Source organism: Bacillus sp. B15-48 (assembly GCF_016879755.1).
GTDB lineage: Bacteria > Bacillota > Bacilli > Bacillales > Cytobacillaceae > Mesobacillus_B.
This window is the reverse complement of sequence record NZ_WOFU01000001.1, coordinates 224,441-236,992: the sequence shown is the minus strand read 5'-3', so window position 1 is coordinate 236,992 and position 12,552 is coordinate 224,441. Positions and strand designations below refer to the sequence as shown.

Here is a 12,552-nt window from a genome sequence, read left to right as displayed (position 1 = left end):
AAATTGTATAGGTGTTTGCATAGTTCAAAAACGTAGGTTATTTTATAATAGTAGAATACCACAGTATCAGATAAAAAAAGACAAAAATCTACAAAAATTAATAATTAGACATTGTTAATTTAAGAGATTTTCCATGAAATGAAACATAAATATTAAATTCGGGGCATATCTAAAAATCCAGAAAATATTGACCTTCGTTAAAGTATTGTATTAAAGGAATTATCACTCTTTTTATTGTACATCCTATATTTAGTGCGTTTTATAAAGTAGTATTGATAGTTCTTTTTTATTTACAGAGGGAAAAAATTTTAGAAAGCCGCTAGATCGATTATCAGTTGAATTATAAAATTTTTAAAAGTAAAAAGTAAATAAGCACTATAGTTAGGGGAGGTCATGTTAATGTCCATACTAGTCACAGGTGGTGCAGGATATATCGGTAGTCACACGTGTGTTGAGTTATTGAAAAGTGGATATGAGGTCGTTGTTATCGACAACTTTTCCAATAGTAAACCTGAGGTTATAAATCGTATTCGTAAGGTTACCTCTAAAAATTTTTTGTTTTATGAAGTTGATTTGTTAGATAAGGTATCTCTTGATAGTGTTTTTTCTAATAATAAAATTGATGCAGTTATTCATTTTGCAGGCTTAAAAGCTGTAGGTGAATCTGTAAACATGCCGTTACATTATTATACCAACAATGTAACGGGTACTTTAAATCTCTGTGAATCAATGAAAGAATATGGAGTTAAAAATATTGTGTTTAGTTCCTCGGCTACTGTATACGGGATGCCTGAAAAAATGCCGGTTACGGAAGAATTCTCTTTAAGTGCAACAAATCCCTACGGAAGAACAAAACTTATGATTGAAGAGATTTTACGTGATTTATATGTTTCGGATAACAGCTGGAGCATCGCTCTCCTTCGTTATTTTAATCCGATTGGAGCACATGAGAGCGGTATTATTGGTGAGGATCCGAGTGGCACACCGAATAATTTGATGCCTTACATTACTCAAGTCGCAGTTGGCAAGCTTAAAGAACTTCAAATTTTTGGGAACGATTATAATACTGTTGATGGGACCGGTGTAAGAGATTATATTCATGTTGTTGACCTTGCAAGAGGCCATATAAAGTCTGTGGAGAAGATTATAGGTTCAAATGGAGTTGACGCTTATAATCTTGGAACTGGTTATGGCTATAGTGTATTAGAGCTAGTTTCAACTTTTGAAAAAGTTTCAAACATACATATTCCATATAAAATAGTAAATAGAAGGCCAGGGGACGTAGCTAGTTGTTTTGCGGACCCTTCTAAAGCTAAGAAAGAGTTAGACTGGGCTGCTGAAAAAGGGTTGGAGGATATGTGTAAAGATGCTTGGAATTGGCAAAGGTTGAATCCAAACGGCTATGTTAATCAGTTAAAATAACAGAAGTTTTATCTATAGTTAGAATTCTTTTCTAAACTATTTGAAGGATAGGAAAGTATACTTCTATACCGATAAATAAGAAGTTGCTTAGTCACAACTGATTATAAAAAGTTGTGACTTTCATAGTTAATTGACGGAAAGACTTTACCCAAGTTCGGAAATCTTCATTCTTACTATTGAAGAACTTCTATGTAAATAGGCCTAGAATGATGGTACTATATAAGGCGGTGGGAAAATTATACTATAGCAGGTGATTTTAGGTGTTTAAAAGATTTTGTTATTGTTCAGTCGTAATTACTATCTTGTTTTTTATTTTATTACCAGAAAGTATTGAAGCTTCTGAGGTGCCAGAGAGATTAGGAGGGAAGAATCGATTTGAGGTTGCTACAAATATATCAAAAAAATGGAGTTCAGCTGATACGGTTTTAATAGTAAATTACAACGCGTTTGCGGATGCTCTTACAGCAGGGCCATTAGCCTACAAATACAACGCTCCAATTTTACTAACTCAAGCGACACAACTCTCAAAGGAAACCCAAGAGGAACTTGAGCGTCTTAGCCCTTCGAGTGTCTTTATAATTGGTGGAGAAGGTAGCGTTTCGCCAAATGTTGTCAAGGAAATACAAGCACTAGGAATTAGTCAAATTGACCGTGTGTCTGGAAAAGATCGCTTTGAAGTATCTGCAAACGTTGCAAAGAAACTGGATAGTTGGGATCAAGCGATTGTTGCAAACGGACTTATTTTCTCTGATGCTTTATCAATATCTCCATATGCAGCCAGAAATCAGGTGCCTATTCTATTAACACAAGCAAACAAAATTCCAGATTCAATCTCGACATTAATCAATTTAAAGGGAATAAAAGGAACAATAATCGTGGGTGGAGAAGCTACAGTTCAGAAAGCCGTTGCTTCTGCGTTACCTAACACTACAAGAATAGGAGGGGAAAATCGCTTTGAGGTAGCATCTAATATTTATAAGCAACTTATGCCGACTGAAAAAGTTTATGTTGCAACTGGGCTCACTTTTGCAGATGCGTTAACAGGCTCGGTTTTAGCAGCTAAAGACAATGCTTCAATTCTGCTTATGCAGAACGAATTTGCGCCAAATGAAACTTTAGATGTTTTTAAGAATAATAAAATAGCAAATTATGTAATCTTAGGTGGACCAGGATCTGTTCGTGAAAATGCAATATCAGATATTGAATATTTTAAAAAATCGAATAAACCAATTTTTTATTTAGTTCCACATGCAGATGATGAAGTCTTAACATTTGGGGTGGATATTCTTAACCAGTTGAATGCTGAGAGAGAGGTTTTTCTGATCCTGTTATCCAAAGGAGCAGATTCTGTAGCTAGGGAAGTATTAAATGGGCATTATGATCATGAATCTAATTCACGGCACCCAATCAATACGCTTGTAAAATGCCATTGGCATGGAGTGTACCATAACCCTGTTACAGAACAATATAGCCATGGCCACATTTCTTTAGAAGAGTTCGGAAATATTCGTTTAGAAGATTACTTTCATGCAGCTAGAGCACTCGGGGTGCCGGAAAGTAACATTTTGGAACATACACTTCAAAGTGGTCATTTAACCATAGCGAATATAAAAAATGTGATTAGGGATTATGCATCCGAATTTCCTGATGCTCAGTTTAGGTCAATGTCTTGGTATGATGGTCACCCTGCTCATGCTACTATAGGAAAAGCTTTAAAAGAGTTAGAACAAAGTGGTGAGATAAATCCGTTAAATACGGCTTATTTCATTTCAATTTATACAGATCGATTTGCTAATAAACAAATTCCTCTTCCTTTACGGAAAATTACTATTACTGAGCCTTCCAGCCTTAGAAACCTTACTTCATCAATAAATGTTTATAAGACGTTCGATCCTTCAGTTGGAAAATATGCAACTGGTTACCACTCAGTAAAAAGCCAGTTTGATAGTCTTGAGAAGATGCCATATGTAAGGATTCACTACTAAAAATAATTAATTTGAATGGGGAATGGGATATTTTAGTGGGAAATATCTCGTTTTCCCATTTACTCGTGGTGCTATTTTTGTTAGATTGGTAGATGTGATGAATGAACATGTAAAACAAGAAGGCATCTTGTAATATATTGTCTTTTTGAAATTGGGAGGTAAAAAATTGAAAAAAAGAAAATTTTCCTTCATTCTAATTTTAGCGATTTGTTTCTTATTATTCCCTTTTAATTCATTTGCCCAAGCTGAAACCATTTCGGTTAGGTTAAGTAATTATATTGGTAATACGAATTCTCTTAATGTAGAAACGATTGGGAAGTATAAACTTGCAAATGGGAATATTAGAATGGCTGGAAAAGATCGTTTCCAGGTTGCAAATAATATAGCCTCAAGTGGTTGGAATAAGGCAGAATCCGTCGTAATAGTTAATTATACAGCTTTTGCAGATGCTTTAGCTGCTGCACCATTTGCTTATTATATAGATGCTCCAATTTTATTAACGCAACCTGCATCATTAACAACAGATACAGCAAATAAAATTAAACAATTATCTCCTAAGAACATTTATATTATTGGTGGAGAGGGCAGTGTATCATCGAATGTTGCCAATCAATTAAAACAAATAACATCAAATGTCAATAGAATTGGCGGTAGCGACCGTTTTGAGGTGGCGAAAAACATCGCCGCTCAAATTCCAAATAACGGTCAAGCGGTTGTTACAAATGGAATGGTGTTTGCTGATGCTCTATCAATCGCACCTTATGCTGCGAGGAATGGAATCCCCATTTTATTAACAACAAAAGATATGTTACCTGAATCTACTAAACAAGCGTTAAACGGGAAAACCAGTTCATTAATTATTGGTGGTACTGGTAGTGTCTCTGATGGAATTGCTTCTCAACTTAACGGTGTCACTCGTATTGGTGGAGCTGATCGTTTTGAAGTTTCAGCAAACATTATTAGGGAGTTAAACTTACCAGCTGAAACAGCATTTATCTCAACAGGGTTAACATTTGCCGATGCCTTAACAGGTTCTGTTTTAGCTGCAAAACAAAATGCACCGATGTTATTAACAAGACCAGAACAACTTTCGGTACCTGTAACAAAGGTAATCAATGATAAGGGGATTACTAGTTTTACTATTTTAGGTGGAACAGGTTCGGTTAGTGAAGCTCTAGTAGCTAGCTTGCCAAATGAGGTTAGACTTGCAGAAAAAACTACCTATACCGTGAAAAACGAGAATGGTAGATTAAGATTATATAATGGAAATAGTAGAATCAAAGATTTTGGAACACAAGCATTTACGTTAGTTCCTGAACAATATAGTAGTCAACATCAAATAAAGGTTAACAATAGGTCTTACCTTGGAAACATGGAATTCACGATTGAAAATGGAAATGTACGTCCAATCAATCGTAATATCCCTTTTGAAGATTATTTAAAAGGTGTTGTACCAAGGGAAATGCCTGCTAGCTGGGGGTTAGAGGCCTTAAAGGCTCAAGCAGTTGCAGCAAGAACTTATTCAATCAATGATATCGGAAAAACAGTAGCCGATACCCAAGCATATCAAGTTTATGGTGGATATAGTTGGGGAACTGATCAATGGGAACAAAGGACCAACCGTGCGGTTGCAGAAACAGCTGGTCAAGTATTAAGGTTTGATGGTAGGGTAATCGGTAGAAACGCGGTATACTCTTCCAGTAATGGTGGATATATTGAATCCAATGCGAATGAATGGGGAACATCACAGGTTGCTTATTTAAATGCTAAGGAAGATCGGTGGGACCCGAAGAATCTGTGGAAAATAGAAATGAAGAAAACGCAAATAGACACAACTGGTTTGAACTTGCAGAACCCTGGTCATTGGTGGGGGACCGTGAGAGAAGCTGATGTATCTGTTACAAATAGCTTGAAAAATTATTTAACAAAAAATGGCTATGAAAATATGGATATTAAGATAGTTTCAATAAATGATTTTATTATTGCTCATGAACGAACAACAGGACAAAGAAGTATCAATGCTACAATTGATGTTGACATTTTTGTCCGAAATCCAGCAACGAATGAATACCGTTTTGATAGCAATAAAGATATCGAGAGAATTAATATAAAACGTACCTTGAGCGTTAAAGAGTTCCGATCTATCTTTGGTGCAAGTAACTTTAGGAGCACTCTGTTAGACCTGACTATATATGATTCCACTACAGATGTCTTAACGATTCGAGGGCGCGGCTTTGGTCATGGTGTTGGTATGAGTCAAACCGGAGCGAATAGAATGGCTAATGGGGGATTCAGTTATAAAGAGATTTTATCCCATTATTATCCAGGTACAACCGTTGGGAAATAGTTAAATGTAGAGACTGCTAAATTTTTAGCAGTCTTTTATTATGAATTTTCTTAAAGTGGAATAGAAGAAACATTCATTATCAGCTTTGAAACCGAAGAATAATACACTTAAATAGGTTTTTGTCGATATTTAGCTGTTTTTTGGTATTTTTGTAGAATTCCTCTATTAATTTAGATAGAATGGGAAAGAGAATTCTAACATCTAGGAGGAGAATGAATGAGGAAATATTCCGTTGCTCTGATGATAGTACTAATCTTGTTTTTTACAGGTGCTAATCAATCATCTGCAGATGGGTACACATCTAGACTTGCTGGAAAAGACCGCTTTGATGTTGCAGTCAATGTTGCTAAAAGCGGCTGGTCTTCTGCTGATACGGTAGTAATTGCTAATTATTTAGCTTATGCAGATGCTTTGGCTGCTGCTCCGTTAGCTTATAAACATAATGCCCCGATTTTATTAACATTGCCAAACGATTTATCTGCTGCAACGAAAAATGAGATTGCTAGATTAAAAGCTAAATCAGTTATTATTGTTGGTGGTAATGGAAGTGTTTCAGAAAAAGTTGAAAAACAATTAAAAGATATGGGTATTTCTTCTGTTGAGAGAATTTCAGGGAAAGACCGGTTTGAAGTGGCTAACAATATCGCAACGAAAATGGGAAGAAGCAGTAAAGTCATACTCACATATGGACTTAATTTTCCAGATGCACTCGCTATCGCTCCTTATGCAGCAAGAAATGGGTTTCCTATCCTCCTTACAAATACGAATACAATTCCTCAATCGACGAAATCTTTGATTCAAGGTTGGAATGTAAGCCAAACCATTATTGTAGGGGGAGAGGGCAGTGTTTCTAGAAATGTCTTCAATAGTGTCCCTAAACCTTATAGAATAGGCGGTCTAGATCGCTTTGAAGTCGCATCAAATATTGCTAATCAATTTTTCAGCACTCAATCTGAAGCTTTTGTAGCTACTGGGATGACATTTGCAGATGCATTAACGGGTTCTGTTTTGGCTGCGAAGAAAAATCAGCCGATTCTGCTTACATCCTCATCTTCTATTCCAAATGGTACAAAAAATGCAATACTGAATAATGGGTATAAAGGGATTACGATATTAGGAGGTATGGGCTCAGTCTCAAATAACATCGCCAATCAGTTAAAAGTACTTGCTGATGGTATAGTCATCATGATTGACCCGGGGCATGGAGGGAGTGATCCAGGAGCAAGTGGTCATGGGTTAATTGAAAAAGAGTTAGTTCTTGATATTTCAAAGAGATTAGCATTGCGACTAGAAAACTCAAATTATAGGGTCCTCATGACACGAACAGGTGACACATACCCTAGTCTAGATGATCGTATAAAGATGGCTAATGAGTCTGGGGCAAATGTGTTTGTTAGTATCCATGTGAATGCTTTTACTTCGCCATCCGCACACGGTACAGAAACATACTGGAATTCAACTAATTCCTCAACCGAAAGTAAGCTTCTTGCAGAGGAAATTCAAAAGGAGTTAGTTGCAGCATTAGGAACTTATAATCGTGGTGTAAAGAGTGGCGGATTTAAGGTAATTAGAGATACAAAAATACCAAGTGTTTTAGTCGAAGTGGCATTTATATCTAATCCTAATGACGCGAAATTGTTAAGTGAACCAGCTTTTAGGCAAAAAGCAGCCGATGCAATTTTTAAAGGTATTACCAACTATTTTAATAAATTTTAACCTAATCCCTATTGGTGTTTCAGTAGGGATTTTCCCTGAATTTGGATAAATTTATTAAAAGCTTTAAGTTAAGAATAAATTTAATTGACATACTGACTTTTTAGATGAAGAATATAAGTGGAAATTATTTTTTTAGTACTTTTATTCTATCCATTAGAACAAAAAATGGACATAGAAAAATAATTGAACAAAAGTGAAAAAATAATTTTAATTAATTTTTTCATTGCTTATGATAGACTTAGTAAGGGCTGATTTACTTTTATATTTAAAAGGGGATTAATTTACATGAGTATACAATTGGTTATAGCCTTTATTGTTTCTTTTGTTACAGTTTTAGTTTGTACGCCACTCGTTATAAAACTTGCTTATAAGGTAAACGCTACAGATAAACCTAACCAACGAAAAGTGCATGAGAAAGTGATGCCGCGACTTGGAGGATTAGCTATCTTTGCAGGAGTTGTTGCAGGTTATTTTGCCTCGGGGCTTCACAATGAAAGGATAACGGGAATTACTATTGGTGCATTAATTATTATCATCGTAGGTGTTCTCGATGATTTATATGAACTTTCAGCAAAAGTAAAGCTTTTAGGACAACTTGCTGCTGCAGGCGTAGTAGTGAGTACCGGTTTAACTATCGGGTTTATAAGTATACCTTTCATTGGAAAGTTTGATTTGGGTATATGGGCTATCCCGGTAACAATTTTATGGATTGTTGGTATAACCAATGCAATTAACTTAATTGATGGGTTAGATGGTTTAGCTGCAGGTATTTCCGCTATCGGGATTGCTACTATTGCTTTTATGGCCTTCGCTGCAGGAAAGGTTTTAATACTGCCTTTAGCGGTGATTTTATTGGCAAGTATCCTTGGGTTTTTATTTTATAATTTCTATCCAGCAAAAATATTTATGGGAGACACTGGGGCTCTGTTCTTGGGGTATTCAATTGCTATTCTTTCATTACTGGGACTGTATAAAAGTGTAACATTATTTAGCTTTGTGGTCCCAATCCTAATATTAGGAGTTCCAATTTTCGATACATCATATGCCATAATTAGAAGGATTATTAATAAGCGGCCGATTACCTCACCTGATAAATCGCATCTACATCACAGGATGCTAGCACTAGGCTTGTCCCATCGGAATACAGTGTTAGTTATTTATGCGTTAGGGATTTTATTCAGTGTTTGTGCTGTACTATTTGATTCAACAACCTTATGGGGATCGTTACTAATCATTGTGGGAGTATTAATATTCTTTCAGATAATTGCAGAATTTATAGGGTTAGTGAATGATCATCACAAGCCTTTCTTAAAAATGTTCAGGATGTTCAGGAAAGTGACGGGAAAACAGTAATACAAAAATAAAATCCGTTTGTGACTCGTCCCCACATGCGGATTTTCAAATAATGATTGATTTGAGTTGATGATTTTGAAATGTGAGAGGGAATTAATTTTATTAACAAATCGATACCCTTTTTATCCGGGAGAAGAATTTCTAACATTGGAACTTAAACAGCTATGTGAAACGTTTAATAAGGTTTATATCATTCCAGTAAATGTAAATGATTATTCAAAAAAAAGACAGCTTCCCGATAATGTGGAAGTTCATCTTCCGTTTGAACCGACAAAGAAAACTGGGGTTATGAAGAAAATATTATCTTTAAACGAGACTCAAGGAAGGTCTTGGTTTTTTGATGAATTACCAACTGCTAGGAATTACGGGTTAAAAGGTGTCGGAAAGCTACTTAGTTGGATTACAAATGCGCTCATTATTAGGGATTACATAGAAAAAAATATTATAAGCGAACGAAACAGCAAAGAGTTTGTTGCGTATTCTTATTGGTTATCATTAGCTCCAGGTATTAGTTTTTTGAAGGAGAGGTATCCTAACCTAAAGGTTTATTCACGGGGACATGGTGGAGATATTTACGACGAGAGACATGATCCACCTTATCTCCCAGTAAAGCGTAGAATGCTAACGGTTCTAGATGAGATATTTCTGGTTTCTACGTATGGAAAGGATTATTTAGTAAATGAATTCCCAGAAACTAAGGATAAGTTGACTGTATCTCGACTAGGAACTTTAAAACCAGCAAAATCAACAGAAGCATCAACTGACGGTATCACAAGGTTAGTAAGTTGCTCTTACATGGTACCTATAAAGAGGTTGAGTTTATTGGTTGAGGCACTCCAACATAGTAAGACTAATCTCCATTGGACACATATAGGAGATGGCCCGGAACGCGAAAATATCGAAAAGCTTGTTCAAAAACTGCCGGGAAATGTTACAGTACATTTTACTGGCAGTTTGAAGAATGAGGACGTGATGAAGTATTATATGCAAAATCCAGTGGATTATTTTATAAATGTAAGCGCTAGTGAAGGTATTCCGGTATCAATTATGGAGGCTTTTAGTTGTTGTATCCCAGCAATTGCAACAGATGTTGGTGGAACATCAGAGTTGGTTAATAGCCAGAACGGTGTGCTTGTTCCTGAAGATATAACTTCTCTAGAGCTTGCATCTATCTTAGATAAAGTAGGAACGAGTTCTTTGGAAGAAAAGGCCAAGATGAGAGAATCAGCTTTTCAGACTTGGGATACGTTGTATAATGCTGAAAAAAATTATTCTAAATTTGTTAGGGAAATTAGTAGTTAAGATATGGGAAGCAAAAATAGTTTTTTAAAGGACAGCTTTATAACACTTTTCAGACAGGCAACCAGCATTGTAATTGGTACTTTATTAATTGTAATTATCGCAAGAGTATTAGGTGGAGAACTGCAAGGTCAATATGCATTGATCATTACATTCCCCACGTTGTTGGTCATGTTTATTAATTTTGGATTGAACACCTCCACTGTTTATTATGTTAGCAAGCAAGAAATTAGCCCACAGCAGGCATTTGTCAATAACTTAATTGTGGGACTATTGCTGGGAACTGTTGGAATTGCGGTAGGTTCTTTATTTATCTACCTTTTCGGGGAAATTGCTTTTCCAGGGGTTCCCCATCAAATTTTATACACTATATTACTTGTTGTACCAGTTATGGTGCTAAACAGTTATTTTCAAACGATTTTCCAAGGCATCCAAGACTTTAAAATTTTTAATACCATATTAGTGATTACACAAATCACAAATCTTGTCTTTGTTGTTATTTTAATAGTGCTATTTGAATTTAAACTTAATGGGGCGTTATTGGCGTTTACACTAGGGCATTTAGCAACTTTAATCTTCATCCTTTTCTTATTTATCAGGAAGTATAAGGTCCCAACTAGGAAAATTAGATTGAATGTCACTTATTTGAAGAAGTCATTTAATTATGGGTTTAAATCATACTTGAGTAATCTTGTCACATTTTTAAATTATCGTGTTAATATTTATATTCTCGGTTTTTTTGTTAACCCCTTTGCAGTAGGGGTATATTTTACTGCATTAAATTTAGGAGAGAAGCTGTCGGTTTTCACTCAATCAATTTCTTCTGTCCTTCTGCCAAGAATCGCTTCAATGGGGACGACTGAAGAAAGAAATAAGCTCACCTCTATTGTCAGTAGAATCACACTAATCTTTATGATCATGTTTGCTGTCATTGTTTTTTTTATAATTGATTTTATTACTCCAATTTTAGGGAATGATTATGTAGAAACACCATTTCTCTTGAAGATACTACTACCTGGTATTACACTTTTGGCGGTTGAAAAAATTCTATCTAATGATATTGCTGCAAGAGGAAAACCTGAAATTAATTTATATGTGTCTATTTTTAATGTCATAATAAGTATTGGATTAAATCTTCTCTTAATACCGAAATACCAAGCTGTAGGGGCAGCAATTGCCACCTCAATCTCTTATAGCCTGAGTTTCGTCATTAAAGCCTTCGTGTTTAGTTGGATTTCAGGTGAGTATTTTACCCATTTTCTTGTAATAAAAAAAGAGGATATCCAGCTTATTTCAAATCTGTTAAAAAGGCAAAGTTTTGTTAAGAAAATGAAAAGAAAATAAAGGATATTTTATGATAAGTTAGGAAATGTGTTTTAAATTATAATAATCTTAATGAAAAGAAGGAGTTTACAATGCTAAATTTTGCGATTGTAGGTTGTGGTCATATTGCGAAAAAACATGCTGAGGCTATTCAAAAGGCAGATGGAGCAAACCTTATAGCGGTTTGTGATTCAGATCCTTCAAAAATGGAAGAGTTTATTAGTTTATATGGAATTAAAGGTTATGTTCTGTTAGAAGACTTGTTAAACAATAGTGATGTTGACGTAGTCAACATCTGTACCCCAAGTGGTTTCCACGCTTCTATTGCCGTAAAAGTGGCTGAAGCAAAGAAACATATTGTCGTAGAAAAACCGATTGCGATGACGCTTGAAGACACAGATGCTATCATTGATGCGTGTCGAAATAATAACGTGAAATTATCTGTTGTACATCCAAATCGTTTCCGTCCAGTAATGATCAAACTAAAAGAAGTAATGGAAAACGAAGCGTTAGGAAAAATTAGCCATGCCAATGCCACTGTAAGGTGGAATCGTAACCAACAATATTATAATCAGGCCGGTTGGAGAGGTACGAAAGAGTTCGACGGTGGCGTGTTAATGAACCAAGCTATACATAACCTTGATTTAATTTTATGGTTAATGGGCGATATTGATGAGGTTTATAGTATGGAGGCAACTAGATTAAGGAATATTGAGTCAGAAGATGTGTCTACTGGTGTAATTCGTTTTAAAAACGGAGCGTTAGGTGTAGTGGAAGCAGCTACAACTATTTACCCTTCCAACCTCGAAGAAACAATTAGTGTCTTTGGTGAGACAGGTTCCATAAAAATAGGCGGTAAAACAGCCAGTCTTATTGAGTATTGGAATTTAAAAAATATGTCAGAGACTGAAACAGATGACATTATTGAAAATGTAAAAATAGATCCTATTGGTAAACCAGGTCACCAATGTATTATCGAGGATATGGTGGGCGCTGTAACAGAAGATCGTGAACCGATTGTAACTGGACTTGACGGGAGAAAAGCGCTTGAGCTGGTTCTAGCCTTTTATGAATCGGCAAAAACGAATAAGCCTGTTAAATTTTAAT

At 35.5% G+C, this 12,552-nt stretch carries 8 protein-coding genes; all 8 read left to right on the top strand.

The genetic code is table 11. The features are described 5' to 3' along the window. Positions 1–399 precede the first annotated feature (399 nt). The 8 genes from galE (at position 400) to GNT69_RS01150 (ending at position 12,551) form a co-directional block, all read left to right on the top strand. A complete protein-coding gene (gene galE, locus GNT69_RS01185) occupies positions 400–1,422 on the top strand; it encodes a UDP-glucose 4-epimerase GalE (RefSeq protein WP_203553117.1) in 1,023 nt (340 codons plus the stop codon). A 260-nt stretch (positions 1,423–1,682) separates the two neighbouring features. Beyond that, positions 1,683–3,407: a cell wall-binding repeat-containing protein gene (locus tag GNT69_RS01180; RefSeq protein ID WP_203553116.1), complete on the top strand. Its 1,725-nt coding sequence runs from the start codon at positions 1,683–1,685 to the stop codon at positions 3,405–3,407. Positions 3,408–3,573: 166 nt separating this feature from the next. Further along, on the top strand, positions 3,574–5,754 hold the full coding sequence (locus GNT69_RS01175; protein WP_203553115.1) for a SpoIID/LytB domain-containing protein: 2,181 nt from the start codon (positions 3,574–3,576) through the stop codon (positions 5,752–5,754). A 216-nt stretch (positions 5,755–5,970) separates the two neighbouring features. Further along, complete coding sequence (locus tag GNT69_RS01170; protein ID WP_203553114.1) at positions 5,971–7,470, top strand: N-acetylmuramoyl-L-alanine amidase; 1,500 nt, start codon at positions 5,971–5,973, stop codon at positions 7,468–7,470. Between the two features lie 285 nt (positions 7,471–7,755). Continuing rightward, the gene (locus tag GNT69_RS01165; protein WP_203553113.1) at positions 7,756–8,823 is read left to right on the top strand and encodes a glycosyltransferase family 4 protein; all 1,068 of its coding nucleotides are present in this window, start codon (positions 7,756–7,758) and stop codon (positions 8,821–8,823) included. 147 nt (positions 8,824–8,970) lie between these two features. Next, positions 8,971–10,125 carry a glycosyltransferase gene (locus GNT69_RS01160; RefSeq protein ID WP_203553112.1) on the top strand — a complete coding sequence of 385 codons (1,155 nt, stop codon included), beginning with the start codon at positions 8,971–8,973 and terminating at the stop codon, positions 10,123–10,125. Between the two features lie 3 nt (positions 10,126–10,128). After that, positions 10,129–11,466 carry a flippase gene (locus tag GNT69_RS01155; RefSeq protein WP_203553111.1) on the top strand — a complete coding sequence of 446 codons (1,338 nt, stop codon included), beginning with the start codon at positions 10,129–10,131 and terminating at the stop codon, positions 11,464–11,466. 71 nt (positions 11,467–11,537) lie between these two features. Continuing rightward, positions 11,538–12,551 (top strand): Gfo/Idh/MocA family protein, encoded by a 1,014-nt coding sequence (locus GNT69_RS01150; protein ID WP_203553110.1) that lies wholly within the window; start codon positions 11,538–11,540, stop codon positions 12,549–12,551. Position 12,552: the final 1 nt, after the last annotated feature.